The sequence below is a fragment of the Halomonas sp. AOP30-A1-24 genome (assembly GCF_052378165.1).
Lineage (GTDB): Bacteria > Pseudomonadota > Gammaproteobacteria > Pseudomonadales > Halomonadaceae > Vreelandella > Vreelandella citrativorans.
Genome location: NZ_JBQSXL010000015.1, coordinates 24,379 through 50,448 on the forward strand (window position 1 = coordinate 24,379; position 26,070 = coordinate 50,448).

Here is a 26,070-nt window from a genome sequence, read left to right on the forward strand (position 1 = left end):
TGATTGATAAAGGGGGCAGACACATGGTTGGAAATGATTAACTGCAATGGGTAGCCAAAACCGCGCCGTTTTTTCAATTGCTCTGTTAAAATGCCCGTTTTCCAGGGGCATCACCAGGTTGTCGCTGCGCCACTTGGTAATCCCTCATTTCAATGGCTAGTCAGGAGTGCCCATGACCGCTGCGCATGATTTTTTAATTGCCCCTTCTATTCTCTCCGCTGATTTTGCACGACTAGGGGAGGAAGTGGATAACGTGCTGGCCGCGGGCGCTGATATTGTCCACTTTGATGTAATGGACAACCATTACGTACCGAACCTGACGATTGGTCCCATGGTATGTAAAGCATTGCGACATCATGGTGTGACGGCGCCTATTGATGTCCATTTGATGGTGAAGCCGGTTGATCGCATGATTAGCGATTTTATTGAGGCAGGGGCCAGCTATATTACGTTTCACCCGGAAGCGTCTGAGCATGTCGATCGCTCGCTTCAGTTGATTCGTGATGGTGGCTGCAAGGCAGGGCTGGTATTTAATCCGGCAACGCCGCTCTCTTATCTTGACTATGTGATGGATAAGGTCGATATGGTGCTTCTAATGAGCGTTAACCCAGGGTTTGGTGGCCAGTCGTTTATTCCTGGCACACTGGATAAACTGCGCGAGGCGCGTGCTCGTATTGATGCATCCGGTAAAGCGATTCGTTTGGAAATTGATGGCGGCGTAAAAGCCGACAATATTGCCGAGATCGCAGCGGCAGGGGCGGATACCTTTGTGGCAGGCTCCGCTATTTTTAACGCGCATCAGGCCAGCGACCCACACGGCTATGACTCGGTTATCAAGAAAATGCGTGCGGCGCTGGCCAAGGTTTAAGACGCTTAATGTAGCTTCATGCGAGGCCTGAGGTAGCGGTTAATCTTATCGACTAGCCACGTAAGTCCGGTTTTCGGGACGCCATGGATCGACACTTGATGCATGCGATAAAGCGATGCGTAGCACTGGCGAGCAAACCAGCCTTCTAAAAAGAGGCCACGCGACGCTGAGCTGCGCATCAGATTACCCACCGCGTCGTAGCGTGCCAGCGAAACAAGCGAGCCGTGGTCGCGGTAGTGAAATTCGTTAAGTGCTTTGCCTTCCAGCAAATGGTTGATATTTTTGGCTAGCAGTTTCGCCTGCTGATGAGCCGCTTGAGCGCGTGGAGGTACGGTGCCATCTTCACCCTGCGGGCAGCTGGCGCAATCACCCAAGGCAAAAATGCTGGGGTCATCAACACTCTGCAGTGTTTTTTCAACGTTAATCTGATTTTTCTTGTTGGTTGAAAGCCCCAGTTTGGTTAAAAACTCGGGGGCTTTAATGCCTGCCGCCCATACGTTTAAGTCGGTTTCAATGGTGTCGCCGTCGGCTGTAATGAGTTGGTTGGCGTGGGCTTCTTTAATCGCCGTGCCGATATGCACCGTTACGCCCATTGTCTCCAGTTCTTGTTGCACGGTCTGGCTAATACGTTCGGAAAGGCCAGGCAGTAGTCGAGGGGCCGCTTCAAGGATATGCACGCTAATTTGCTGATGGTCCAGCGCGGTTACGCCATAAGCGTTAAGTAAGCGCGAAGCGTCGAAAAGCTCGGCAGCAAGCTCGACCCCTGTGGCGCCTCCGCCCACAATGCCGATGGTCAGCATGGTATGCTGACGTAATGAGGGGTCGGTATAGCGCAAAAACGTATTGATCATCTCTCGTTGAAACAGCTTGGCCTGCTGGGGGGAGTCGATGAAGTGGCAGTGCTCGGCCACCCCTTGAGTGCCAAAGTCGTTGGAAACGCTGCCCAAGGCGAGCACTAGGAAGTCGTATTTTAGCGCGCGCTCGGGAAGCACTTCATTGCCGTCTTCATCATAAATAGGCGATAAGTGTAGTACTTTCTGTTCGCGATCCAGGCCATGCAGTGAGCCGCGTTGGTAGCGGTAGAAATGCGCAGATGAATGCCCGCGATAATCCACCTCATCCATGCTGGAGTTTAAAACCCCCGTCGCTAACTCATGAAGCAGCGGTTTCCATACATGGGTTGCATTGCGGTCAAGCAATACAATTTCAGCGCGCTTGCGTTTTCCTAACGTATGCCCTAACCGAGTCGCAAGCGCTAAACCGCCTGCGCCGCCACCGACAATAACAATCCTGGGTATGGCCATTAGTTTCTCCTTGGCTAATCTGGCTTTAGCATAGAAGCTTCTCTCTCTTCTGACTAATGCGCTAGCGCCATGGACGCAGTAAGATGCTGAGCAATTTGGCAGGTTAAGACATTGAAAATGGTAGGCGTGTCATTGCCAATGCCTACATAAGTCAGCGTTAAGGGAGCAGGGCAGTGCACTCAATACTCACGGGAAAACGATTAGTCGCGTTCGATTTAGACGGCACGCTGGTTGATTCCGTACCTGACTTGGCCGTTGCGGTGCAGAAAATGTTAGGCGAGCTTAATTTGCCCACACCTGACGGTATTCAGGTGCGCGACTGGGTGGGCAATGGTGCGCCGATCCTGGTGGAGCGTGCACTTACCTGGGCGTTGGGCCGGTCTCCTGAGGAAGCGCTTCAAGCGCGCGCCTTTGATGCTTTTATGGCGTATTACGGTGCGGCACCGAATGCGTTAACGACGCTCTATCCCGGTGTAAAAACAGCACTTGAAGCGCTGCATGGCGCGGGCTTTACGCTGGTGCTCATCACCAATAAGCCAGAGCGGTTTATTGTGCCCATTCTTGATCACTTCGGGATTCGTCAATGGTTTACGCTATGGGTAGGAGGAGACACCTTGACGGAGAAGAAGCCTTCCCCCTTACCCCTTTTACATGCCGCGCAGGCGCGCCAGTTTTTGCCAAGTGAGTGCCTAATGGTCGGCGATTCTCGTCATGATATTGCCGCGGGCAAGGCAGCCGGGTTTGCCACCCTCGCACTGCCTTATGGCTATAACCATGGCGATCCTATTGAACTCAGCCAGCCTGATTGTGTGATGGCGTCGCTGCTGGCGCTTGTCACTTAAGATTGACTGACTGGCTGCAAAAAGGCTATTCCGGGCGAGCGCCACCTAATGCACCATGAATAAGCTCGGCGTTATAGTGCAGCATGGCGGGGTAGTCATCGGCTTGATCGTCTTGTGAGCTAAACGAGTCAATATAGAGCGGGCCAGCCAGTGAGATGCCGGTGGCGCGTGACAACGCATCCATGTGGATACAGGGAACAGTGCTTTCATAAAAGAGCGCTGGGGGGCGTGTTTTGGCCAAGCGTTCGTTCATCTCGGCCATTGCCCGGGCGTTACCCTGTGTTTCGTTATTCAGCCCCCAAATTGCGTCGTACTCAAAACCGTAGGCGCGCGCAAAGTACCTAAACCCGGCCTCACTGGTCACCAGGGAACGGTTCGTTTTGGGGATGCCTTCCAGGCGCTCGTTGATGGCCTGGTCTAACGTATCCAGCGCGCGATAGGTGTCCTCCGCACGGGCATAAAACGCCCCCGCTTTTTCGGGGTAGTGCTCGGCCAGCGTTTCAGCAATCACCTTGATGTAGGCGGCCGCACCTTTCGGATCCATCCACATATGCGGGTCATTTGTGCCTTGATACTGCCCTGTAATAATAGGGAGCGGCGCAAAGTCAGCGTTTTCAGCCACGGCCTTTAGGGTAAGCGAATCATTTGCGATGGCCTCTACATGGCGTAGCCAAGGCTCTAGCCCAAAGCCGTTATAAAACATGATGTCGGCTTCTTCGATGGACAGCACATTGGGCGGCGTCAGTTCCCACGTATGGACATCCTCACCGGGGGGAACGATAACGTTTACGTCAATATCTTCGCCGGCAATGCGCTTGACCAGGTCTTCAAGTATGGAAAAAGAAGCGATAACGTTGAGTGTCGAAGCGCCTGCTAGCGGTGACACACTTACCAAAATTCCTAGCAAGAGCGTGCTTACCCAGCTCACTTGCTTTTGCATTTCACGCTCCCACTCGTTTGAAGGCTCAAGATAATAAAGACTGCTACGCTCTGTGGCTAGTTCCTCCCGGCTAAAAAAAATGGATATAAGTTGTTGTTCTTTTTGGCGTATACATTGTGCAAACGCAATGTCGCTAGCGGTGCGGCTGTCTTTAGATAACTAACGTTAAAAATAGAGTGCTGGCCAGTGTTACTTGACCATTACAACCGTTTTCGCGCTGTAATAGCAAAATATAGCCTTAACGGCGAAAGTTGCTAACAGTAGCAATTGGGAAGGTTGGCTGAATGTGGTCTACCCTAGAGACTGTTTTACCCAAGGAGAAAGGCAATGAGCACGTTTTATGAGGTACAGGAGCGCAACGGTGAATTTCATGTCATTGATATACGCCCCGATGACTCTCAGGCCGATAACACCTCTGTTGTCTCCTACGCTACTCGCCAGGAAGCCGAGAGCGAGGCAAAGCGCCTCAATGAAAACTCACTTGGTTAACGGTTGAGGAAATATCGTTTCGTACCCTAACAGAAAGCCCAAAGGCTTGCTGTTAGGGGCTTGTTGTATAAGGTTATACCGTGCCTGGTATTACTTCTTTTTTTTCATAAAGGGGAGAACCCTGGCCGTGGCGTCAGCGAGTTGCTGATCAAGCGGCGTATGGTCCAGGCTGATAGCGGCTCTCGCAGCGGTATAGGTGCCCTTGTACTGCTTGGCGATCTCGCTATCGGTCATGTGGTCGGGTAGCTGTTCATTTTCTCGAATAACATCAATGATGGCCTTGTCCATGGCGCACTCCTTTTGATCGCGCTTTTGTTGAACATGCTGTCGAGCATATTGTTCAGCGTACTTTTCAGCATGCTTTCCTGCATATTTTCCAGCATAGCCCAGTGCGACGAAAACGTAACTGCGCGCAACTGTCGTGGCGATTAACCTCGTCTGGCGATACAATCCAGCACACTTACGTAAAATCGCTAGCAATGGCATACCTGGCTAATAGTCTGGGTAACGATACGCTGATTGCCATGCAATAATTAAGGTAATCAATAGGCTATGCCGAAAAAAGTCTTGATGTTGGACAATTACGACAGCTTCACTTTTAACATTGTCCAATACTTGAATGAATTGGGTGCAGAGGTGGTAACGCATCGAAACGATGCCATTACCCTTGAACAGATTGAAGCCCTGGCGCCTACGCATCTGGTTATTTCCCCGGGGCCATGCACGCCCAACGAATCGGGGATTTCAATGGCCGCTATTCGTCACTTTGCCGGTAAACTGCCTATATTGGGTGTTTGTTTGGGGCATCAGGCGATTGGTCAGGTATACGGTGCTCGGGTGGTCCGTGCACCCCAGGTGATGCATGGTAAAACATCGGCTGTTTTACATACCCATCAGGGCGTTTTTGACGGGTTGGATAACCCCCTCGAAGTAACCCGTTATCACTCGTTAGTGGTGGAAAGGGAAACGCTCCCCAACTGCCTGGAAATAACGGCCTGGACAACAGACAATGATGTGACGCCTAGTTTGATCATGGGACTGCGCCATAGCACACTGGATGTAGAAGGGGTGCAGTTTCACCCTGAATCAATACTGACTCGCCAAGGCCATGAGCTATTGGCAAATTTTTTAAAACGTGGCTGATTGCCTGGTTCACACGCTTTAGAGGCTCCTCTGTTCATGCAAATGCGAGATGCAATTAATGCGGTGATACACCGTGAAGACCTCCCTTTTGACGTTATGCATGCCCTGATGCGCCAGATAATGACGGGTGAAGCGTCCGATGCTCAAGTAGGCGGCTTATTGGTCGGGCTTGCCATGAAAGGGGAGAGCGCGGTGGAAATTAGCGCTGCCGCCCAGGTCATGCGCGATTTAATGCGCCGTGTTGAGCTAAACGCTGAGAACGTCGTGGATATCGTGGGTACCGGCGGCGATGGCGCTAATCTATTTAACGTATCCACCGCGTCCAGCTTTGTGGCTGCAGCGGCGGGTGCGCATGTCGCAAAGCACGGTAATCGCAGCGTATCGTCGTCTTCCGGCAGCGCCGATCTTTTTGATATTGCCGGTATTTACCTCGATCTTAAGCCTCAGCAGGTCGCCCGTTGTATTGAGCAGGTGGGGGTTGGCTTTATGTTTGCGCCGAATCACCACCCGGCGATGCGTTATGCCATTGGCCCGCGCCGTGAGATGGGCGTGCGCACGCTCTTCAATATTCTGGGCCCGCTGACTAACCCTGCAGGGGCGCCCAATCAGGTGGTCGGTGTGTACTCGCCAGAACTGGTGCCGCTGATGGCCGAAGTGCTTAAAAAGCTGGGCAGCCGCCATGTCATGGTGGTTCATTCAGAAGATGGTTTAGACGAAATATCGCTGGCAGCTTCTACGCAAGTGGCGGAGCTTAAAGAGGGCGAGATTACTCAGTACACGGTTTCCCCTGAAGCGTTTGGCATTGAGCGCCAGAGCCTGGCAACGCTGAAGGTCGCTAACGCAGAAGATAGCCTGCGGTTGGTAAAGGCGGCATTGAGCGGTGAAGGCCCCGCATCCGACATGGTGGCCTTGAACGCAGGTGCCGCCCTTTACTGTGCGGGTGTGGCTGACAGCCTGAAAGAGGGCGTTCTGATCGCTCAGGACGCTCAGGGGTCTAAACTGCCGCTTGAGAAGCTCAGAGAGCTTTCACACTTCACCAGCGTTTTCAAAGAGTAAGTGACCGCTATGAACCAACAGGCAACACCCACTATTTTGACGCGAATTCTTGCCCGCAAGGATGAGGAAGTCGCCGAGCGCCAGCAGGCGGTATCCGAGACGGATTTGCTCGCGCTTGCCAAGCAGCAGAGTGCTCCGCGCGGGTTCATCAACGCGCTTAATCAGCGTATTGCGGTCGGTGACCCGGCGATTATTGCAGAAGTTAAAAAGGCGTCGCCCTCCAAAGGCGTCATTCGAGAAGAGTTTCATCCGGCGGATATCGCCAAAAGCTACGCTCAAGGTGGTGCAGCCTGCTTGTCCGTACTGACCGATGCGGACTTTTTCCAGGGACATGAAGACTATTTGATCGTCTCGCGGGACGTCTGCGAGCTGCCGGTTATTCGCAAAGACTTTATTACCCACGGTTACCAGGTCTCTGAAGCGCGCGCCATTGGAGCCGACTGTATTTTGCTGATTGTCGCCGCACTGGATGATGCCAGGCTGCTTGACTTGCATCAGCAGGCCAATCAACTGGGAATGGATGTGTTGGTGGAAGTCCATGATGCCGATGAGCTAACGCGTGCGCTTAAGCTTGATTTGGCGTTGGTAGGCATTAACAACCGTAACCTGCACACGTTCGATACCAGCCTCAACACGACGCTGGATTTACTGGCGCATATTCCTGAAAACGTAACCGTTATTACTGAGTCGGGTATCCATACTCAGGCGGATGTTCAGTTAATGCGGGATCACCACGTTAATGGGTTTTTGGTTGGGGAGGCTTTTATGCGCCAAGCCGACCCTGGCCTGGCGCTTAAAAAGCTATTTTTCTAAGCCTTGTTAATCCTTGGGGTGTTCGCCCGCGCTGCGTAAGGCATAAAGCAAGGCTTGCAGCGGGTGGTGAAGCGTTTGTTCTGAAAAACGCTTCACCTGGCTGCGGCACGAATACCCCGTGGCCAGTAGCCTGTCGGTGTTTTCCTCTGCCTCGACCTGGGGTTGCCAGGATTGGGCGTAAATCGTTTTGGACGTTTCGGCGTTGCGCGTTTCATGGCCGTAGGTGCCGGACATTCCACAGCAGCCGGTATTAACCAACTCCAACGGTAGGCCAAATGCGGCAAATACTTGCTGCCACGCCTTCGGGCTTCCGGGCGCGTTGGTTTTTTCGGTGCAGTGCGAAAGCAGCTTAAAGCCAAGGGCATTGGGCGCTAGCTGTCGGGGTGCCAGGGTGGGCAGCCGGATAGCCAGCCACTCCTGTAGCATCAATACCTCGGGCACGGCGTCGGGTCCCAGCGCTTTTACGTACTCCTGGCGGTAGGTCAGGGTCATCGCCGGGTCGATCCCCACCATGGGCACCTCAAACTCGCGCAACGCCCGCAGGCGTTTCGCCTGCTTTTCGGCCGTACGCTCAAATGCGCCTAAAAAGCCCTGGACGTGTAGCGGTTTGCCGTTGGCGCTATAGGGCATCACCAACACGCGCAGGTTGAGCCGTGAGAGCAGTTCGACCACGTCCATGACCAGTTTGGCTTCAAAGTGCGTGGTGAACGCATCCTGAACCACAATCACGCTATTGGCGCGCTGCTGGTCGGTGAGCAGAGCAAGCGAGGTAGGCGTGGCTTCCGCCACGCCCCAGGCACGCAGCTGCTTTTTCACGCTGGCGCGGGAGAGCAATGGCGAGTCGCTCATGCCCACGCTACGGCGCATCAGCGTTTCCACCCAGCGCTGGCCCATCACGGCGTTATACAGCGGTGCTGCCCGGGCAAGAGTGGGCAGCATGAATTCTGTGCTGCCTATTACGTAGTCGCGCAGGGGGCGTAAATAGCGTCCGTGATACACCTCCAAGAACTGCGAACGGAACTGCGGCACGTTGACCTTGATGGGGCACTGCCCCGCGCAGGACTTGCACGCCAGGCAGCCGGCCATGGCGTCGTAGACCTGATGAGAGTAATCGTGATGCTGCTGGCGGCTGAACGTATTCGCCAGGCGTTTCGGGAAGTGTTTAACAAAGCCCCATTGGCCTTCCGCCTTTTTCTTGCGCGACTCCTCGACCACGTCGATGCCCGCCTGGGACTGCAGGCGCAGCCATTCACGCATCAGGCTGGCGCGCCCCTTGGGCGAGTGAATACGGTTGCGGGTCGCCTTCCACGACGGGCACATGGGGTCGTCCACGTCGTAGTTGTAGCAGGCGCCGTTACCGTTGCAGTACACCGCTGCGTCATAGGCCTGCCAGGCGCGCTCATCAATGGTGCGGTCCAGCTGGCCGCGCATCGGCACGGCGTCGATGCTTAGCAGGTTCGGGTCGCTGTCTTTGGCAATCAGCGCGCCGTTCTCTGCCGGTGAAGCGATCTTGCCAGGATTAAGCTGGTTAAACGGGTCAAACGCGGCCTTGACCCGCTGCAGGCTGGGGTAAAGCTCGCCAAAAAATTTGGGTGCATACTCGGAGCGTACCCCTTTACCGTGCTCGCCCCACAACAATCCGCCGTATTTTTGGGTCAGGGCGGCCACTTCATCGGAGATGTCCCGAATCAGCGCTTCCTGGGCCGGGTCTTTCATGTCCAGCGCGGGGCGCACATGCAGCACGCCCGCATCAACATGCCCAAACATGCCGTAAGCGAGCCCACGCGCGTCCAGCGCGGCGCGGAACTCGCTAATAAAGTCGGCCAGATGTTCTGGTGGTACCGCGGTATCTTCAACAAACGGCAGTGGACGCTTCTCACCCTGCACATTGCCCAAAAGGCCCACCGAGCGTTTGCGCATGCCGTAAACCGCGCTGATCTGCTCACGGCCTTTGGCCAGGGTATAGCCCAATCGCGTGACCGTGGCATCCTGATTCAAGTGACGGGTAAAGGCGTCTACCTGCTCGGCCAGTGCTGCAGGGTCGTCGTCGCTAAACTCGACCAGGTTGATACCCCGAATCGGTGTGTCGCTCTCGGGGAAGAACTCGGCCACGCTGTCCCAGACAAAATCGGCCATGGCGAGCGTGAGCACCGTATCGTCGATGGTTTCGATCGACACAGGCCTGGCGCTGGCCATCAGCGTTTTGGCATCGCGCAGCGCATCCATAAAGCGGGTATAGCGCACATTAACCAGGGTGGCGTGTTGGGGGATGGGCAGTACGCTCAACACGGCTTCGTTCAGAAACCCCAGAGAGCCTTCCGAGCCACACAGCAGGCTGTTGAGATCAAGCGCATGCTGGTCGTTGCGCAGGTGAGCCAGGTCGTAACCGGTCAGGCAGCGGTTAAGCGGCGGAAAGGTCGCCTTAATCAGTTCGCGCTGCTGATCAAGAATGCTGGCCGCTGTGCGGTGCACCTGTCCGACAATACCGTCCTGCTGGCAGGCCTGCTGTTCCTCATCGGCACTGAGTGCCCGGCTATGCAGATGCTGGCCACCCAGCAGTACCGTGTCGAGTTCCAGCACGTGGTCACGGGTTTTTCCGTAAGCACAGCTACCCTGACCGCTGGCATCGGTCGAGATCATGCCGCCGATGGTCGCTCGATTGGAGGTCGAAAGCTCGGGGGCAAAAAACAGCCCGTAGGGCTTTAAGGCGGCATTCAACTGATCCTTCACCACCCCTGCTTGAACGCGCACCCGACGGTTCTCGACATCAATGTCCAGCACCTGATTCATGTGCCTGGAGATATCCACCACGATGCCATCGGTAAGCGACTGACCGTTGGTGCCGGTGCCGCCGCCTCTTGGCGTTAACACCACCTCGCGGTAAGGCACTTCAGCGGCCAGTTTGGCCAGGCATTCCAGGTCTTCTGCATGGCGGGGAAACACCGCCGCCTGGGGCAGACGCTGATAGATCGAGTTGTCGGTTGCCAGCACCGTGCGGTGGGCATAGTCAGGGGCAATCTCACCATCGAAGCCGCGTGTTTTAAGGGCTTCCAGAAAGCGCAGGTAGTGGGAGGCCAAGCGTTCAAACGGGGCGGTCCGAGAGTCCAGCGATGCAATCATAATCGTTCAAGCCGTCAGTGCCGGGGCATCAAAAAAAGAGAGCGCTACTTTACCTCAGTGCCTGCCTGGCTGCACCCTGCGCTAAACATGCTAGCTCAAAGCTTCTTTTACCAGGGCGGCAGAAGCAGGTGACATGGGCAGTGTCAGGGCTAATTCATGAGCTTGGGGTGACATCTTGCGCCAGGTTTTTTGAATAATTCGCACCATATGGTCACGTTCGACCTTACGCGAAAAATCGGCAAAGTAGTTTTCCAAAAATACCAGACAGGCGCAGTCTTCAAGTGTCTGTACGTCGGCATCACGTCCGAGGCCCTTTTTGGTGATGAGTGTGATAACTCGCTCGGCGTCCTCAGTGCTATAGCCTGCTTCACGCATTAATTGGGCGGCAGTGTCGCCTGCGCGGATACCCTGGTCGCGCCGCCAGGTTAAGTAGCCTACTCGACCTTCAGGGTACGCTTCGCGTGCTACCTGCCAGCGCTGCAAGTGCTGGGCGCGGACAGCAATCTGTAAGCACTCGCTGGGTGCCTGGTTAAGGTGAGCAAGCCATTTGCTCATGCGCTGTGCGTAAAGCAGCTCGGCGGGGAGCGGCTCATCGGCCACGTTGACTGTTTTGGGGTCTTCGCTATGAAGCTGGTCCAGCGCAGTTAATACCTGTTCAAGGCGGTGGGACATTATGCTCTCCTGGTTAGCTGTCGCGATACTCTGCAACGGTCTCGTCGCAGAGTATTCTGGCGTGGGGCGGGCGGTCAGGCTTTATTATCGGCGTTATAAACGTCGAGGTTCAATTCGCCTTCGCTTTTACCTACCAGGGTGGTGACCATAATGTCGCCCGCCACGTTAACGCTGGTGCGCGCCATATCGAGAATACGGTCGATGCCTGCTACGACGGCGATGGCCTCAAGCGGTAAGCCAATTTGAGCCATCACGATAGAGAGCATGATAAGACCCGCACCGGGTACGCCCGCGGTGCCAATGGAAGCAAGCGTGCCGGTGGCGACAATCATGCCATAGTCGACCAGGCTCAGCTCAATACCCAGCATTTGGGCAATAAACAGCACGACGACGCCTTGGTAAAGCGCTGTACCATCCATATTAATGGTCGCACCCACAGGCAGTACAAAGCTTGAAACGCCTTCAGATACGCCCAGGTTTTTCTGTGCACAGCGAATCGATACCGGCAGTGATCCTGCCGAAGAGGCGGAGGAGAACGCTATCATCATGGCGTCCAAGCTACCCTGGAGATAACGCACTGGATTAAGCCGCCCCAACAGGCGAATAAAGCCTGAGTAAATCACCAGAACATGCAGCGCACAGGCTAAATACACCACGCCAATCAGCTTGGCGAGTGGTAACAGGATTTCCAGCCCGTATTGGCCAGATACATGCGCCATTAGGCCAAACACCCCAAAAGGTGCAAAGGCCATGACGATGCCCGTGAGCTTGTACATTGCCTCGGCAAAGCTATCGAACACCACAACCAGTGCTTCACCCTTTTCACCAATCAGAGTCAGTGAAATGCCCAGGCCAATCGCAAATACAATAATTTGCAGAATGTTGCCGTTGGCCAGCGCATCAATGGGGTTACGGGGTACCAGGTTAATCAAAATGGACGCCAGGGTAGGCGCCTCGCTTGCATTCACGCTGCTATCAAAACTGATGTTAACGCCTGCTCCAGGCTGTAGCAGTGTCGAAAGCAACAACCCGATACTGATAGCAAAGGCCGTGGTCAAAAGATAAAGGCCGATGGTACGGGCGCCAATGCGACCCATTTTTTGCGGGTCGCGCATCGACGTAATGCCGACCACTAGCGTTGAGAACACTAGCGGTACGATCAGCATCATGATCGCGTTGATAAAAATATCGCCCAGCGGCTTAAAGATGCTGGCGTTTTCACCCAGTAGTGCGCCCGCCGCTATCCCTAGCGCTAAACCTGCGAGAATTTTCTTCCAGAGGGCGATGCCTCTCCACCAGCCGAAGGCGCCTTGTGATGTGCTCACGGATCTCTCTCCTTGGAGTTTTATTTACGGTTGATCAATAGCAGGATTACGATTCGGCGCGCACTTTATCACTTTTTAGTAAGAAGGGCGGGGGCTTGTAATGGGCGAAGTGAGCGCTTACGGGCGGCCGCGGCTTCGAAGCAGTCTCTGGTTATTTAATCGCCGATGTGAGTTGCCGGGCACGTTGCTATAACGCCCCCATAGCTCCCCGCCGTGCTTTTGCCTACAATAGGGGCCTTTGATACTGGCGTTTGGCGCCGTGTTTAACTGAATACAGGCCAAGGAATAACTCATGCTCGATCCGAAACTGCTGCGCGGTGATCTGGACGCGCTAGCGCAACAACTAGCTCGTCGCGGCTTTGTACTGGATAAAGAGGGGCTTCAGACGCTGGAGTCGCGCCGCCGTGAATTGCAAACGCAGACCGAGCAACTGCAAAGCGAGCGTAATACGCGCTCAAAAGCCATTGGCAAGGCCAAAGCCAGTGGCGAAGATATCCAGCCGCTGTTGGATGAAGTCAGCGATTTAGGCGATCGTCTGGATAACGCCAAGTGTGAGTTGGCCAAGGTGCAAGAGGCCTGGGATGAAGCGGTCAGCGGTATTCCTAACCTGCCTCATGAAAGCGTGCCGGAAGGTGAAAAAGAAGAAGACAACGTTGAACTGCACCGTTGGGGTACACCACGTGAGTTCGATTTTGACGTGCTCGATCATGTCGATTTAGGCAAAAAATCCGGTTATCTGGATTTTGAATTGGCCGTTAAACTGACCGGTGCCCGCTTTGCCGTTATGCGTGGGCCCATTGCTCGTCTGCACCGTGCGCTGGCTCAATTTATGCTGGATACCCAAACCGAGAAGCACGGCTATGAAGAGTGCTACGTGCCCTATATGGTGAATCGCGACTCACTAACGGGCACCGGCCAGCTGCCGAAGTTTGGCGAAGACCTGTTCAAGCTGGATGATGAGCGCGAGTACTACTTGATTCCTACTTCTGAAGTGCCGCTCACCAACTTTGTGCGTGATGAGATTGTGGATCAAGCGGCATTGCCGATGAAGCTTACGGCGCACACGCCGTGTTTTCGTAGCGAGGCCGGTTCGCACGGGCGTGATACTCGCGGCATGATCCGCCAGCATCAGTTTGATAAAGTGGAAATGGTGCAGATTGTAGAACCAGAGAAGAGCTATGAAGCGCTGGATGAAATGCGTGGTCATGCAGAGGCGATCTTACAAGCGTTAGAGTTGCCGTACCGCGTAGTGACGCTTTGCACGGGCGATATGGGCTTTGGCGCGGCGAAAACCTACGACCTGGAAGTCTGGCTGCCCAGTCAGAGCACTTATCGGGAAATTTCGTCTGTTTCCAACTGCGAAGACTTTCAGGCACGACGTATGCAGGCGCGCTTCCGTCAACCGGATGTGAAAAAGCCACAGCTCCTGCATACGTTAAATGGTTCTGGCTTGGCCGTTGGCCGTTGCCTGCTGGCAATACTTGAAAATCACCAGCAGGCAGACGGCTCGGTGGTTATTCCTGAGCCGCTACGTCCCTATCTTGGTGGTCAGGAGCGTCTGGCCCTTTAAGCGTCCATTCGACGTTAACCCCGGCATCAATACGGATGGTGCCGGGGCTGTAATCGCTTTGTGATCCGCTATTGGCCATATCACTCTCAGCCCGCATGGCCATCATGCGGGGCTGAAACATAGGCGCTTGCGTCTCTTCAATACGCTGAACGTGGCCGAGTTCGGTTTCCAGCGTGCTGGCCATCAGGTTGGCTTTGTGGCGAGCTTTCTCCAGTGCTTTTACCAGCGCTTCATCGGTGGCGGCTTCTCTGTCCTGTAAATCAAATTGGACGCCGTCCATTGCATTCACACCCACCCCGATCAGCGCGTTGAGCACATCGCCCAATTGATCAAGGTCGGTTAGCTCTATGCTGAACGGGCGTTCAAGACGCGTGCGTTGGAGCATCTCTTGGTCGCCATTTTCGCTACGTGGCGCAGCGACATGGTCAGGATAAACGTTCAACGACCCGGCATTGATAGCGCGTCGCTCAATTCCCAGGGCTTCAATGGCTTCGATCAGTTCGCTGGCACGATTCTCAAGGCGTTCACGGGCTTCTCCTAACGCTTCGCTGTCGGTATCTTCCAGTGAAGAAACGGCAGGCGTGTTTTCCCAAAGGCGCGCTGTGAACGTCGCCTGGTCGGGTTCAACCTCAACCCAGGACTGTGCCTGGACATTTAAGCTGGGCGGTGCAGGCGGGGCCGCAAAGGCGAGGGGAGTGCTCAGAAGCGCCAACAGAGCGCCACTTAAAATTCCATAACGAAAACGCGGTAAACGTGCCGATACTGGGCTCATAGAGAAACTCCTTGAGGTAGAGAAGACTAGCCGGGTACGCGTCAATTAAAAGTATAGACGCTTGCTTGGAATAGCGACTACAGGGAAAGTTCAGCGTAAAAGAGGTGACGCAAAACAGTTGCTTATTATTTGCACGGTTTGTGCAATACCTTTATTACCGCCATTATGTATGGGTAACTAGCTAAGGATGAGGCTATGTCGAGATTATCGGATGAGGATTATCGAAGTATCCCCTTAAATGCCACGTTGGCGCTAGCGGCATTAGTGGTAATTATTGCGGGAATGAAAGGGGGGGCAGATTTACTTGTACCCTTGCTGCTGGCGGTATTTATCGCGGTAGTGTGTACCTCTCCGGTGCAGTGGTTACACCGTTGTGGCCTAAGCATGAGAATGTCGGCTTTTTTAACCCTGATGGTGTTGTTGGGGTTCCTTTCACTGATTGGCGTGTTGGTCGTCAACAGTTTTAGCACCTTTGTGGCGGCGCTGCCTGATATTGAGGAGCGGCTTTACGAGCACTATTGGGACCTGCTTAATACGCTCGCCATGCATGGCTTCAATATTGACCCTGATGAGCTTAGCGCCGTCTTTTTCAATGAGGATGAGGAAGGTTCTTCTTGGGTGGCAACGCTGCTGGGTGAGCTGGGCAACCTGGTGATGCAAAGTATCATCGTGGGGTTGCTGGTTATTTTTATGCTGTTTGAAACGCTGAACCTTCGCCAAAAAGTTTCGCGTGCCTTGGAAAACCCAGCGCCTAGTTTAAAGCGATTTAGCGAATTCAGCTTAACGCTAAAGCGCTATTTGGCCGTAAAAACAATGATTAGCCTGGCCACGGCGGTATTGATTTGGCTCTCCTGTGTGATTGTCGGGGTTGATTTCCCATTACTTTGGGGCGTTTTGGCGTTTGGGCTTAACTTTATCCCTAACATTGGCTCAGCGCTTGCGGCTATCCCTCCAGTGCTGCTGCTTCTGGTGTCCCAGGACGGTGGCGCGCTACAGGCGCTGCTGCTGGCGTCCGCTTATCTGGTCATTAACTTTGTACTTGGTAACCTGATTGAGCCGCGTGTCATGGGGCAAGCGCTAGGGCTTTCAACGTTTGTGGCGTTTCTTTCGTTGGTTGTTTGGGGATGGATTTTTGGGCCGGCGGGGATGCTGCTATCTGTCGTGTTAACCATGACCCTAAAAATTGCCTTGGATAGCCATCCGCAGACGCGTTGGATTGCCCATTTTCTGGGACCTGGGAGACACCGCACGGGGCGTTATCTTAGCCAGCAAGATGCAGGTCGCGCACCGTGGAAACGTAAAAATAGTGCTACGCCCGAAGAGCATCTAAAAGAGGGGGAGAGTTAACAGGAGGGGCCGCACGGCCACCACCGGTTGTGCCGGCGGTGGCCAATTTCATCAAGCGTTTTGGTCGATGAATTGCGTTAGTTGAGACTTGGATTGCGCGCCTACCAGTGAAGCGACTTTGGTACCAGACTTGAACAGCATAACGGTCGGTACACCGCGTACGCCTTGTTCTGCGGCAATTTCAGGCGCATCGTCAACGTTTACGCTGACCACTTTTAAGTTATCACCGCGCTCGGCTGCCACTTCATCGACAACCGGTGCCATAACTTTACACGGGCCACACCAGGGCGCCCAAAATTTTAGCAGGACAGGCTGGTCGGCGTTGAGGACTTCTTGCTCAAAATTAGCGTTAGTGACGTCAACATTATTAGCCATTTGCTTCTCCCGTTTGCGTTGCTCTTGCAGTGTCGTTGCCTCAAATGGAGCAACGGTCATTACGCGTTAAACCTGCGCACTTTCATTACGCCAAGTCGGCAGATGTTAGCGGGCGCGGCGTTTGCTGGCAAATATCTGCGCTTATTTTTGTGCTTAATTACAAAATTAATAGATGCTAATAGAGATCATCTCTTATAATATAAGTGAATTATAGAGTGTTTTTTTATGCCAAATAGTGCTTTGTGGCGAGTGCAAGATAGGCGGTGCCAGCGTTAGATGACCTGCCTGCTATCGGTATAGATAATGAGGTGATGATATGAAGCTACAACAACTTCGCTATATTTTGGAAGTTAACCGACACAACCTAAATGTATCGGCGACCGCTCAAAGCCTGTTTACCTCTCAGCCTGGTATTTCCAAGCAAATACGGCTGTTGGAGGATGAGTTGGGCGTTGAGATTTTCGCGCGTAGCGGAAAACATCTAACCCGGGTAACGCCAGCAGGTCAGTCCATTATTAACCTGGCGGGCCAGGTGCTCAAGCTTACCGAAAATATTAAACAGGTGGCCCAGGAGCATAGTGATGAGCGGCGGGGAAGCTTATCTATTGCGACCACGCATACCCAGGCACGCTATGCACTTCCGCCGATTATCAGTGAATTTACACTGAAATATCCGGAAGTCGCGCTACATATGCAGCAGGGTACTCCTAAGCAAATTGCTCAAATGGTGAGTGAGGGGCAGGCCGATTTTGCGATTGCCACTGAATCGTTGGAGCTGTTTACCGACCTGGTGCTCTTGCCTTGTTACCGCTGGAATCGCTGTATTCTGGTGCCTAAAGGGCATCCCTTGGCAGCGCTGAGTGGACCTTTAACGCTGGAAGCGTTGGCAGAACATCCGCTGGTGACGTATGTCTTTGGATTTACCGGTCGTTCCCAGCTGGATGATGCGTTTAAAGCGAAGGGTTTGACGCCTAACGTTGTGCTAACGGCGGCGGATGCCGACGTGATTAAAACCTATGTGCGGCTCGGCATGGGCGTTGGGATCGTGGCACATATGGCGGTAGACGATAAGTTGGACGGGGATTTAGTCGCGGTGGATGCCAGCCACCTGTTTGCGAGTTCAACGACTAAAATAGGCATTCGCCGGGGCACGTTTATGCGTGGCTATATGTACGATTTCCTGGCGCGCTTTGCCCCACACTTGACGCGAGACCGTGTGGATGAGGCGCTCATTGCTGGCCCACGCTTTGAACAAGCGCTGTTTGAAGGGATAGAGCTGCCCGAGTACTGATAGCTTGTTACACGTACTTACCACAAGCACTTATTACAAGTACGGATTGCAAGTACCTACTAAAATACTAATGCTTTAAGCGTTCACGTTGTTAGGGGCATGATGCCAGCGAAACCGCTGGCATCATGCCCCTAACAACGTGAGTCGTACGTTTGGCTTGTGGCCTAACCTGGAGCCAAGTCTTTCAATACCTGGTTTTTCAATGACAGATTTTCAGAGAAAGGCTTAATGCTGTAGGTGCAAGCCGCACTCGCGTTTTTCCTCCACCTTGGTGGGGTCGAAGTAATCGAAGTTGTTAGGCAGGTCGTGCGCCTGTAAATATTGATACATCTCTTTAGCACTCCAATGCAGCACCGGCGCCACTTTAACCAGCCCATCACTGTTACGGCTGACGGGCTGCATTTTGGCCCGTTCGGGCGTGTCTTCTGCACGAAGCGCTGTAAACCATACGTCAGGGCGCATCTCACTTAATGCACGTTCAAACGGCTCGATTTTGACCTCTTGGGTGAAGGCCGCATGGCGCGAGTCATCAATGCCCGGCATGGGGCCTTCGAGCGCTTCACGGTGCGCGCGCGTCCGCTTGGGTATATAGCTGACCATGTTCAGGTTCAAGCGCGTTATTAGCTCGTCGGCGAATTGATAAGTGGCTTCGGTGTTATAGCCACTGTCCATCCAGACAATCGGCATGTCAGGACGTACCTGTGTCACCATGTGCAGAATAACGGCTTCAAAAGGGCGAAAGTTCGTCGTACAGATCGCCCTTTCGCCTTGTGTTAACGCCCACTCAATAAGTGCTTGTGGGTTCTTGCTAAAATCGTTCTCGGAAAAATCACGATTGATCGCATCTAGCGATGAGGACATGCTGCCTCCTTGTCATATTAATGAACCATACCGCTAGGCTATCAAACTGTCCGCCGTTCCCCCCAATACCGTTTGGTTTGGCTTTTATATTCCTTTTTGATTTAAGTACGGCGGCTGTTATTCCAGTGCCTTAATAAGATGGCGAATTTTATCCAGTGTCTCCACGTACTCTTCCTCAAGTGCTGAGTCGGCAACCAGCCCACCGCCGCCCCACACGTGAAGCCTCCCGGCATCCGCCGCTAACGTACGAATAGTAATAGAGGTGTCCATGCTGCCACGTATATCAACGTATCCCATGCTTCCGCAGTACACGCTGCGCTGACACGGCTCAAGCTCGGCGATAATCTGCATGGCGCGAACCTTGGGCGCACCGGTAATCGACCCGCCGGGAAAGGCCGCCGCCAATAAGGCAAGAGGGGAGGCGCCGGACGCGAGCTGTCCGCGCACTACGCTCACCAGATGATGCACATTAGGGTAGCTTTCCAGCTTGCAGAGTTGGGGCACATTGATACTGCCCGGCTTACATACACGGCCCAGGTCATTGCGCAGTAAATCAACGATCATGATGTTTTCAGCACGATCTTTAAGGCTGCTGGTTAGATCATTGGCCAGGGCAAGATCCTCAGCAGCCGTAGCGCCCCGTGGTCGGGTGCCTTTTATAGGACGAGCCTCAACCGCGCCATTATTGCTTTTGATAAACCGCTCGGGTGAAAGAGAGAGGACGGCCTGTTGGCCCCAAGCCATGAAGCCTGAAAACGGTGTGGGCGTGGCGTTGCGTAAGCGTAAATAGGCCTGCCATTCATCGCCCTGGTAGGCAGCAGAAAAGCGCTGGGCGAGGTTAATCTGATAACAGTCGCCCGCCAGAATATAGCGCTGAACGGCTTTGAAGCGTTCAGCGTAATCGCTCTGGCTAAGCTCTGCTTGAAAGGGTTCGGTTAAGGCAAAAGGAGGGCGTTTGGGCGGCGCCTGGTCTAGCCACTCTAGAACCTGCTCTCGACGCTGCGCGGTGGCTACCAGCCACGCCCGCTTTGCTACGTGGTCAAGGGTGATGCACCAGTCATAAAGGCCCAGGCGCGCCTGAGGTAGGTGAGTCACCTGAGGTTGTTGGTGGGTCGCCAGCGAGCGCCCAAGGTCATAGCCCCAGTAGCCTATCAGCCCGCCCATAAAGGGCAGCTCGCTATGTAAGGCGTGTTGATCAACCTCTGTAGCCTGGTGCGGTAGCTGATTTAACAGCCACTGCTGCTGAGCAAAGCAATCGCCTGGCGGTAGAGCCGCTATATTGAGCTGTTCACTCGTGAGCACTGACTTGCCTGTGGCGTCCACTTCCAGCGTCGCTAAGGGGTCGCTGCTCAGAATATCGTAGCGCCCTTGAGCGACGGGGCGGCCACTATCCAAAAGTACTGCACCTGGGCGTTGGCGAAGCGAATCAAACAGCGCTAACGGGTCAGAAGAATAGGGCAGCGTAAATATCGACAATGCCGTGGTCATGGAGCAAACGCCTCGCCGGTAAAAGGCTGCTCATTTTAGAGGGCGTTGAAGGCTGACACCAGCAATCTAATCGATGTGCTTCAAACGGTTTTAGCGAGATTGTTGACACTAGCGAGAGGGGTAGACTTTTTGCTTACAACCAAAGATGCATAAAATCGCCAGTATTCTATGGTTGACGCTAGAAAGGCGCACAGCTAAAGTTTGAACACTTTCCTAATTGTCGACAATTCGCCATGAGTTCATCCATTAGCGCCCCTTATTCTGTTGATTCGTCGCTTGAAATAGCGCCGCCTGAAGTGCGCACGCTAGCCGAGCGGGTATTTCATCAACTGCAAAGCGATATTGTGCGTGGCGTCTTGGCGCCAGGCAGCAAAATCACTGAGCCCGGGCTTTCAAAAACGTACGGCATTTCTCGTGGTCCGCTTCGCGAAGCCATGCGGCGTTTAGAGTCTCATCGCTTGATTGAGCGCGTACCTCACGTCGGCGCACGCGTCGTTAAGCTCTCTATGAAAGAGCTGATAGAGCTGTTTGATGTACGCGAAGCGTTGGAAAGCATGGCCGCAAGGCTAGCAGCGGAGCACATGTCGGCAGAGGAAATACAAGGCCTTCGTGATGTGCTGGCACTGCACGAAGGGCAGGCCGATTTACAACGCGGTGAAGCTTACTATCAGCGTGAGGGTGATCTCGACTTTCATTACCGCATTGTGCAAGGCAGCCACAACAAGATGCTAATGAGCCTGCTGTGCAATGACTTGTATTACCTGGTGCGCCTTTATCGTACGCAGTTTAGTGCTAGCGGCACGCGCCCGCAGCGTGCCTTTGTTGAGCACCACCGGATAGTGGATGCCATTGAAGCAGGCGACGCCGAACTTGCTGAGCTATTAATGCGCCGCCACGTCAGTGCCTCGCGTGCCAATGTTGCCGACCGTTATGCCGCGATTCTTAAACAGCAATCATCTGAGCCTGCCGAGGAACGGCAGGCCACTACCCTTCAGGAGACACGCTAATGTCAACGCTCACCCCAGGCGCCCGTTTTAAAGCCGCCCTTGACGCCCAGCGCCCGCTGGCCATTTTAGGCACTATTAACGCGTATACGGCGATGATGGCTGAACGTGTCGGCCATCAGGCGATCTACCTTTCCGGCGGTGGGGTGGCAAATGCCTCGTTTGGACTGCCTGATTTAGGGATGACCAGCATGAACGATGTCGCCGAGGATGCGCGCCGTATCTGTGGTGCAACGGACCTGCCGTTGCTGGTGGATATTGATACCGGATGGGGCGGCGCGTTCAATATTGCCCGTACAGTGAAAGAGATGCAGCGTGCTGGCGTCGCCGCCGTTCATCTGGAGGACCAGGTGGCGCAAAAACGTTGTGGTCATCGACCCAACAAGGCAATTGTTTCCCAGGCTGAGATGGTTGATCGCATTAAAGCGGCCGCCGATGCCCGAATAGATCCCGATTTTTATCTGATTGCACGCACCGATGCTTTTCAAAAAGAGGGCCTGGACGCGGCTATTGAGCGCGCCAATGCCTGCGTTGAAGCCGGTGCGGATGCCATCTTTGCTGAAGCCGTATACACCCTTTCTGATTACCAGGCATTCTGCGAGCGAGTGGATGCCCCGATTCTGGCCAATATCACTGAGTTTGGTGCGACGCCGCTCTTTACTCAAGCCGAGCTTGGCGAGGTTGGTTGTCGCATGGTGCTTTACCCGCTCTCTGCGTTTCGAGCGATGAACGCTGCTGCCCTGAATGTCTATCAAAGCATTCTGGATAACGGCCATCAAAAAGAAGTCGTTAACACCATGCAGACGCGCGATGAACTCTACGATTTCCTCAACTATCACGATTTCGAGCAGAAACTGGATGCGTTATTCGCCGAAAAGGGTGAAGAGCCGCAATGAGGCGCGCACGACAACACTGTCATCTGCAATTAATGATAGGTACAACGATAAGCACACCAGGAGACTCGTCATGGCTGATAAACCGCTAGCGGGAGCAGGGCTGCGTGGACAAAGTGCGGGAACTACCGCCTTGTGTACTGTTGGAAAGACTGGCTCGGGCCTAACGTACCGTGGCTTTGATATCAAAGAGCTGGCTGAAAAGGCTAAATTTGAAGAAGTAGCGTACCTGCTCTTGAAAGGTAAATTGCCCAATCAGGCAGAGCTTGACGATTACATCCGCAAATTAAAGGGCTTGCGTGGGTTGCCCGATGCGCTGAAAACGGTGCTTGAGCAAATTCCGAAAGATGCTCACCCGATGGATGTTATGCGTACTGGAACCTCCATGCTGGGCAATCTGGAAACCGAAGAGAGTTTTGACGAGCAGCAGGACGTTGCCGATCGTCTGTTGGCCGTGTTGCCTTCGATCATTTGCTACTGGTATCGCTACTCTCATGACGGAGTGCGGATTGACACCCAAACCGACGCTGAATCGGTTGGCGGGCATTTCTTGCATCTACTGCGTGGCGAGCCGGCCTCTGAGCTCCATGCGCGAGTGATGAACGTATCGCTTATTTTATATGCTGAGCATGAGTTTAATGCGTCGACCTTTACCGCCCGGGTGTGTGCCTCAACGCTTTCTGATATGCACTCTTGCGTCACCGGCGCCATCGGTTCGCTGCGTGGCCCGCTGCATGGCGGTGCCAATGAAGCGGCCATGGCGATGATCGAAAACTGGAAATCGCCAGAAGAAGCGGAAAGCCAGATCATGGGCATGCTTGAGCGCAAAGATAAAATTATGGGATTTGGCCACGCGATTTATCGCGAGTCTGATCCACGCAACGAGATCATCAAGCAGTGGGCCAAAAAGCTTGCCGATGACGTAGGCGATACGGTGCTTTATCCCGTATCTGAAAGGGTCGAAGAAGTGATGTGGCGTGAGAAAAAGCTGTTCTGTAACGCAGACTTCTTCCATGCCAGCGCCTATCACTTTATGGATATCCCCACCAAGCTGTTCACACCAATTTTTGTCATGTCCCGGCTAACGGGGTGGGCCGCACATGTCTTTGAACAGCGCGCCAATAACCGGATTATCCGTCCCAGCGCCGACTACATCGGTCCTGAAAAAAGCGAATGGGTCCCCATTGAGGCGCGTGATTAATCAGCGTGCGGCCCGGCAGCTTGCTTGCCGGGCGTTTTTTTAGCTCCCTTTTCATGAGTTTGCTTGCTATGAATAGCCAATATCGTCAGCCACTGCCAGGCACCGAGCTTGATTACTTTAATGCGCGCCAAGCCGTTGAGGATATTCAGCCAGGAGCCTACGCCACGCTCCCTTACACATCACGCGTGCTGGCAGAGCAATTGGTACGCCGCTGTGATCCTGAGCTTCTCACCGATGCCCTTAAGCAGCTCATTGAACGCCGATGCGACCTGGACTTCCCTTGGTATCCTGCGCGGGTGGTATGCCACGATATTCTAGGCCAGACGGCGCTGGTTGATTTGGCCGGGCTGCGCGATGCCATCGCTGAGAAGGGCGGTGACCCGGCCAAGGTCAATCCCGTTGTCCCCACCCAACTGATTGTTGACCACTCGTTGGCGGTAGAGCATCCGGGTTTTGAAGAGGGGGCTTTTGAAAAAAATCGCGCCATTGAAGACCGGCGCAACGATGACCGCTTCCACTTTATCAACTGGACCAAAACGGCTTTTGAAAACGTTGATGTTATCCCGCCTGGCAACGGCATCATGCACCAGATCAATCTGGAGAAAATGTCGCCGGTAGTGCAGAACCGGGACGGCATTGCTTATCCTGATACCTGCGTGGGCACCGATAGCCATACCCCCATGGTGGACGCGCTCGGGGTTATTTCAGTCGGCGTGGGTGGCCTGGAGGCTGAAAGCGTCATGCTTGGGCGCGCTTCCATGATGCGCTTGCCGGATATCGTCGGGGTAGAGCTGGCCGGTAAGCTGCAGCCAGGAATCACGGGCACCGATATGGTGCTGGCGATCACCGAGTTTCTGCGTAAAGAGCGCGTGGTCGGTGCCTATCTGGAATTTTATGGCGAAGGCGCCGATGCGCTGACGGTCGGTGATCGCGCCACGATTTCGAACATGACGCCCGAGTACGGTGCGACGGCGGCGATGTTCTATATCGATAGCCAAACCATCGATTACTTGAAGCTCACCGGTCGTGAAGATGAGCAGGTGGCGCTGGTAGAGACCTATGCCAAGCACACCGGCCTTTGGGCGGACAGCCTGACACAGGTTGAGTACGAGCGGGTGCTGAGCTTTGATCTTTCATCGGTTGCGCGGACGTTGGCAGGGCCTTCCAACCCACATGCGCACCTGCCGACCTCCGAGCTGGCTCAGCGCGGTATTGCGGTAGGGCTCGATGCTGCGCGCGAAGAAGAGAAAGCGGGCAAAATGCCTGATGGCGCCGTTATTATCGCCGCCATTACCAGCTGCACCAATACGTCCAACCCGCGCAATATGGTGGCGGCTGGGTTAATTGCGCGCAACGCCAACCGGCTCGGCTTGTTGCGTAAACCCTGGGTAAAGTCATCTCTGGCGCCCGGTTCTAAAACGGTCAAGATGTACCTGGAAGAAGCCGGCTTGATGAATGAGCTGGAGGATCTGGGTTTTGGCGTGGTGGCTTATGCGTGCACCACCTGTAACGGCATGTCGGGTGCGCTTGACCCTGTTATTCAGCAGGAAATTATCGACCGGGACCTTTACGCCACGGCAGTGCTTTCCGGTAACCGCAACTTTGATGGGCGGATTCACCCCTACGCCCAGCAGGCCTTTTTGGCCTCGCCGCCATTAGTGGTTGCTTACGCCATTGCAGGCACTATTCGCTTTGATATTGAAAAAGACGTGCTGGGGATCGACCAGGCGGGGAATCCCGTTACCTTGAAGGATATCTGGCCAGCGGATGAAGAGATCGACGCTATTGTGAAATCCTCTGTGAAGCCCGAGCAGTTCCGCCAGACCTATATCCCCATGTTCGATATTGATAAAAGCGCGCGTGCCCAGGTTAATCCGCTATATGACTGGCGCCCCCAGAGTACCTACATTCGTCGCCCACCTTACTGGGAGGGCAATATGGCGAAAGAGCGTACCTTGAAAGGCATGCGCCCGCTGGCCATCTTGCCGGACAATATCACCACCGATCACCTATCGCCTTCCAACGCCATTCAGCTTAACAGCGCGGCGGGTGAGTACCTGGCGAAAATGGGCCTGCCGGAGGAGGACTTCAACTCCTATGCGACTCATCGCGGTGATCACCTCACCGCCCAGCGCGCTACCTTTGCCAATCCCAAGCTGTTTAACGAAATGGTCCGCGATGAAGAAGGCAATGTCGTTCAGGGATCGCTGGCGCGGGTCGAACCTGAAGGGGAAGTGACCCGCATGTGGGAAGCTATCGAAACCTACATGGCGCGTAAGCAGCCGCTGATCATTATTGCTGGCGCCGATTATGGCCAAGGCTCATCAAGAGACTGGGCTGCCAAAGGGGTGGCGCTCGCGGGTGTGGAAGCCATTGCTGCTGAAGGGTTTGAGCGTATTCATCGCACAAACCTGATTGGTATGGGCGTAATGCCGCTAGAGTTTGAGCCGGGAACCACGCGCACGACATTAGGCCTGGATGGCACCGAAACCTTTGATATTGAGGGGGCTGTTTCGCCGGGCGCGATGCTTACGCTGGTGATCCATCGTCAAAACGGGGGCAGCGAGCGCGTAGCGGTCAAATGCCGCCTGGATACCGCCGAGGAAGTATCAATTTACGCCGCCGGTGGTGTGCTGCAGCGCTTTGCCCAGGACTTCCTCGAGTCAACGGCTGCGTAAGTGCCGGGTTATTTTTCG

General features: G+C 54.2%; 23 protein-coding genes. 13 read left to right on the forward strand and 10 right to left on the reverse strand.

Annotation, left to right across the window (positions count from 1 at the left end; translation table 11 throughout):
• The first annotated feature begins 172 nt into the window (after positions 1-172).
• Positions 173-868: a ribulose-phosphate 3-epimerase gene (gene rpe, locus ACT3TJ_RS10100; protein WP_172117100.1), complete on the forward strand. Its 696-nt coding sequence runs from the start codon at positions 173-175 to the stop codon at positions 866-868.
• A gap of 5 nt (positions 869-873) precedes the next feature.
• Here rpe and ACT3TJ_RS10105 read toward each other — a convergent pair whose 3' ends face one another.
• Entirely contained in the window at positions 874-2,172 is a 1,299-nt protein-coding gene (locus ACT3TJ_RS10105; RefSeq protein WP_193054947.1) for an NAD(P)/FAD-dependent oxidoreductase, read from the reverse strand.
• Positions 2,173-2,345: 173 nt separating this feature from the next.
• Here ACT3TJ_RS10105 and ACT3TJ_RS10110 point away from each other — a divergent pair, with 173 nt between their 5' ends.
• Positions 2,346-3,014 (forward strand): phosphoglycolate phosphatase, encoded by a 669-nt coding sequence (locus ACT3TJ_RS10110; RefSeq protein ID WP_193054946.1) that lies wholly within the window; start codon positions 2,346-2,348, stop codon positions 3,012-3,014.
• Positions 3,015-3,039: 25 nt separating this feature from the next.
• Here the strand turns inward: ACT3TJ_RS10110 and ACT3TJ_RS10115 are convergent, their stop codons facing one another.
• Positions 3,040-3,954: a metal ABC transporter solute-binding protein, Zn/Mn family gene (locus ACT3TJ_RS10115; protein WP_444621921.1), complete on the reverse strand. Its 915-nt coding sequence runs from the start codon at positions 3,952-3,954 to the stop codon at positions 3,040-3,042.
• Positions 3,955-4,281: 327 nt separating this feature from the next.
• Here ACT3TJ_RS10115 and ACT3TJ_RS10120 point away from each other — a divergent pair, with 327 nt between their 5' ends.
• The gene (locus ACT3TJ_RS10120) at positions 4,282-4,443 is read left to right on the forward strand and encodes a hypothetical protein (protein ID WP_444621920.1); all 162 of its coding nucleotides are present in this window, start codon (positions 4,282-4,284) and stop codon (positions 4,441-4,443) included.
• A gap of 90 nt (positions 4,444-4,533) precedes the next feature.
• On the opposite strand, the gene ACT3TJ_RS10125 is transcribed toward ACT3TJ_RS10120, so the two are convergent.
• Positions 4,534-4,731, reverse strand: coding sequence for a hypothetical protein (locus ACT3TJ_RS10125; RefSeq protein WP_441678791.1), 198 nt, complete (start codon positions 4,729-4,731; stop codon positions 4,534-4,536).
• A gap of 264 nt (positions 4,732-4,995) precedes the next feature.
• On the opposite strand from ACT3TJ_RS10125, the gene ACT3TJ_RS10130 reads away from it, so the two are divergent.
• The 3 genes from ACT3TJ_RS10130 to trpC are packed head-to-tail and all read left to right on the forward strand — an operon-like array spanning position 4,996 to position 7,455.
• Complete coding sequence (locus tag ACT3TJ_RS10130) at positions 4,996-5,586, forward strand: anthranilate synthase component II (RefSeq protein ID WP_444621919.1); 591 nt, start codon at positions 4,996-4,998, stop codon at positions 5,584-5,586.
• Between the two features lie 36 nt (positions 5,587-5,622).
• Entirely contained in the window at positions 5,623-6,642 is a 1,020-nt protein-coding gene (gene trpD, locus ACT3TJ_RS10135) for an anthranilate phosphoribosyltransferase (protein ID WP_444665715.1), read from the forward strand.
• A gap of 9 nt (positions 6,643-6,651) precedes the next feature.
• Positions 6,652-7,455, forward strand: a complete 804-nt coding sequence (gene trpC, locus ACT3TJ_RS10140) for an indole-3-glycerol phosphate synthase TrpC (RefSeq protein ID WP_193054944.1) — start codon at positions 6,652-6,654, stop codon at positions 7,453-7,455.
• 6 nt (positions 7,456-7,461) lie between these two features.
• Here trpC and ydiJ read toward each other — a convergent pair whose 3' ends face one another.
• The 3 genes from ydiJ to ACT3TJ_RS10155 all read right to left on the reverse strand — a co-directional run bounded on the left by ydiJ (position 7,462) and on the right by ACT3TJ_RS10155 (position 12,572).
• On the reverse strand, positions 7,462-10,575 hold the full coding sequence (gene ydiJ / locus ACT3TJ_RS10145) for a D-2-hydroxyglutarate dehydrogenase YdiJ (protein WP_444621917.1): 3,114 nt from the start codon (positions 10,573-10,575) through the stop codon (positions 7,462-7,464).
• A gap of 90 nt (positions 10,576-10,665) precedes the next feature.
• Positions 10,666-11,247 (reverse strand): DUF4202 domain-containing protein, encoded by a 582-nt coding sequence (locus tag ACT3TJ_RS10150; RefSeq protein ID WP_444621916.1) that lies wholly within the window; start codon positions 11,245-11,247, stop codon positions 10,666-10,668.
• A gap of 74 nt (positions 11,248-11,321) precedes the next feature.
• On the reverse strand, positions 11,322-12,572 hold the full coding sequence (locus ACT3TJ_RS10155; protein ID WP_172117091.1) for a dicarboxylate/amino acid:cation symporter: 1,251 nt from the start codon (positions 12,570-12,572) through the stop codon (positions 11,322-11,324).
• 292 nt (positions 12,573-12,864) lie between these two features.
• Here ACT3TJ_RS10155 and serS point away from each other — a divergent pair, with 292 nt between their 5' ends.
• Positions 12,865-14,142: a serine--tRNA ligase gene (gene serS / locus ACT3TJ_RS10160; RefSeq protein WP_444665716.1), complete on the forward strand. Its 1,278-nt coding sequence runs from the start codon at positions 12,865-12,867 to the stop codon at positions 14,140-14,142.
• Here the strand turns inward: serS and ACT3TJ_RS10165 are convergent.
• The gene (locus ACT3TJ_RS10165) at positions 14,087-14,914 is read right to left on the reverse strand and encodes an SIMPL domain-containing protein (protein WP_193054875.1); all 828 of its coding nucleotides are present in this window, start codon (positions 14,912-14,914) and stop codon (positions 14,087-14,089) included. The genes serS and ACT3TJ_RS10165 overlap by 56 nt on opposite strands.
• Before the next feature lie 195 nt (positions 14,915-15,109).
• Between ACT3TJ_RS10165 and ACT3TJ_RS10170 the strand changes: the two genes are divergently transcribed.
• A complete protein-coding gene (locus ACT3TJ_RS10170) occupies positions 15,110-16,261 on the forward strand; it encodes an AI-2E family transporter (protein WP_172117088.1) in 1,152 nt (383 codons plus the stop codon).
• Positions 16,262-16,312: 51 nt separating this feature from the next.
• Here the strand turns inward: ACT3TJ_RS10170 and trxA are convergent, their stop codons facing one another.
• Entirely contained in the window at positions 16,313-16,696 is a 384-nt protein-coding gene (gene trxA, locus ACT3TJ_RS10175; protein ID WP_140398967.1) for a thioredoxin, read from the reverse strand.
• 256 nt (positions 16,697-16,952) lie between these two features.
• Here trxA and cysB point away from each other — a divergent pair, with 256 nt between their 5' ends.
• On the forward strand, positions 16,953-17,927 hold the full coding sequence (cysB, locus tag ACT3TJ_RS10180; RefSeq protein WP_444621914.1) for an HTH-type transcriptional regulator CysB: 975 nt from the start codon (positions 16,953-16,955) through the stop codon (positions 17,925-17,927).
• A 225-nt stretch (positions 17,928-18,152) separates the two neighbouring features.
• On the opposite strand, the gene ACT3TJ_RS10185 is transcribed toward cysB, so the two are convergent.
• Positions 18,153-18,788, reverse strand: a complete 636-nt coding sequence (locus tag ACT3TJ_RS10185) for a phosphoadenosine phosphosulfate reductase domain-containing protein (protein WP_193057099.1) — start codon at positions 18,786-18,788, stop codon at positions 18,153-18,155.
• A gap of 117 nt (positions 18,789-18,905) precedes the next feature.
• The gene (gene pabB, locus ACT3TJ_RS10190) at positions 18,906-20,276 is read right to left on the reverse strand and encodes an aminodeoxychorismate synthase component I (RefSeq protein WP_193057100.1); all 1,371 of its coding nucleotides are present in this window, start codon (positions 20,274-20,276) and stop codon (positions 18,906-18,908) included.
• Between the two features lie 233 nt (positions 20,277-20,509).
• Here pabB and ACT3TJ_RS10195 point away from each other — a divergent pair, with 233 nt between their 5' ends.
• The 4 genes from ACT3TJ_RS10195 to acnD all read left to right on the forward strand — a co-directional run bounded on the left by ACT3TJ_RS10195 (position 20,510) and on the right by acnD (position 26,052).
• Positions 20,510-21,283, forward strand: a complete 774-nt coding sequence (locus ACT3TJ_RS10195; protein WP_193057101.1) for a GntR family transcriptional regulator — start codon at positions 20,510-20,512, stop codon at positions 21,281-21,283.
• Entirely contained in the window at positions 21,283-22,176 is an 894-nt protein-coding gene (prpB, locus tag ACT3TJ_RS10200; protein WP_087106685.1) for a methylisocitrate lyase, read from the forward strand. Before ACT3TJ_RS10195 ends, prpB begins: the two co-directional genes overlap by 1 nt.
• A 70-nt stretch (positions 22,177-22,246) precedes the next feature.
• Entirely contained in the window at positions 22,247-23,374 is a 1,128-nt protein-coding gene (gene prpC, locus ACT3TJ_RS10205; RefSeq protein ID WP_193057102.1) for a bifunctional 2-methylcitrate synthase/citrate synthase, read from the forward strand.
• 68 nt (positions 23,375-23,442) lie between these two features.
• Positions 23,443-26,052, forward strand: coding sequence for a Fe/S-dependent 2-methylisocitrate dehydratase AcnD (gene acnD, locus ACT3TJ_RS10210; protein ID WP_193057103.1), 2,610 nt, complete (start codon positions 23,443-23,445; stop codon positions 26,050-26,052).
• The last annotated feature ends 18 nt before the right edge of the window (positions 26,053-26,070 follow it).

Coding starts and splice junctions, on each gene's coding strand:
- rpe (WP_172117100.1), top strand. CDS start 173: ATGACCGCTGCGCATGATTTTTTAATTGCCCCTTCTATTCTCTCCGCT.
- ACT3TJ_RS10105 (WP_193054947.1), bottom strand. CDS start 2,172: ATGGCCATACCCAGGATTGTTATTGTCGGTGGCGGCGCAGGCGGTTTA.
- ACT3TJ_RS10115 (WP_444621921.1), bottom strand. CDS start 3,954: ATGCAAAAGCAAGTGAGCTGGGTAAGCACGCTCTTGCTAGGAATTTTG.
- ACT3TJ_RS10120 (WP_444621920.1), top strand. CDS start 4,282: ATGAGCACGTTTTATGAGGTACAGGAGCGCAACGGTGAATTTCATGTC.
- ACT3TJ_RS10125 (WP_441678791.1), bottom strand. CDS start 4,731: ATGGACAAGGCCATCATTGATGTTATTCGAGAAAATGAACAGCTACCC.
- ACT3TJ_RS10130 (WP_444621919.1), top strand. CDS start 4,996: ATGCCGAAAAAAGTCTTGATGTTGGACAATTACGACAGCTTCACTTTT.
- trpD (WP_444665715.1), top strand. CDS start 5,623: ATGCAAATGCGAGATGCAATTAATGCGGTGATACACCGTGAAGACCTC.
- trpC (WP_193054944.1), top strand. CDS start 6,652: ATGAACCAACAGGCAACACCCACTATTTTGACGCGAATTCTTGCCCGC.
- ydiJ (WP_444621917.1), bottom strand. CDS start 10,575: ATGATTGCATCGCTGGACTCTCGGACCGCCCCGTTTGAACGCTTGGCC.
- ACT3TJ_RS10150 (WP_444621916.1), bottom strand. CDS start 11,247: ATGTCCCACCGCCTTGAACAGGTATTAACTGCGCTGGACCAGCTTCAT.
- serS (WP_444665716.1), top strand. CDS start 12,865: ATGCTCGATCCGAAACTGCTGCGCGGTGATCTGGACGCGCTAGCGCAA.
- ACT3TJ_RS10165 (WP_193054875.1), bottom strand. CDS start 14,914: ATGAGCCCAGTATCGGCACGTTTACCGCGTTTTCGTTATGGAATTTTA.
- ACT3TJ_RS10170 (WP_172117088.1), top strand. CDS start 15,110: ATGTCGAGATTATCGGATGAGGATTATCGAAGTATCCCCTTAAATGCC.
- trxA (WP_140398967.1), bottom strand. CDS start 16,696: ATGACCGTTGCTCCATTTGAGGCAACGACACTGCAAGAGCAACGCAAA.
- cysB (WP_444621914.1), top strand. CDS start 16,953: ATGAAGCTACAACAACTTCGCTATATTTTGGAAGTTAACCGACACAAC.
- ACT3TJ_RS10185 (WP_193057099.1), bottom strand. CDS start 18,788: ATGTCCTCATCGCTAGATGCGATCAATCGTGATTTTTCCGAGAACGAT.
- pabB (WP_193057100.1), bottom strand. CDS start 20,276: ATGACCACGGCATTGTCGATATTTACGCTGCCCTATTCTTCTGACCCG.
- ACT3TJ_RS10195 (WP_193057101.1), top strand. CDS start 20,510: ATGAGTTCATCCATTAGCGCCCCTTATTCTGTTGATTCGTCGCTTGAA.
- prpB (WP_087106685.1), top strand. CDS start 21,283: ATGTCAACGCTCACCCCAGGCGCCCGTTTTAAAGCCGCCCTTGACGCC.
- prpC (WP_193057102.1), top strand. CDS start 22,247: ATGGCTGATAAACCGCTAGCGGGAGCAGGGCTGCGTGGACAAAGTGCG.
- acnD (WP_193057103.1), top strand. CDS start 23,443: ATGAATAGCCAATATCGTCAGCCACTGCCAGGCACCGAGCTTGATTAC.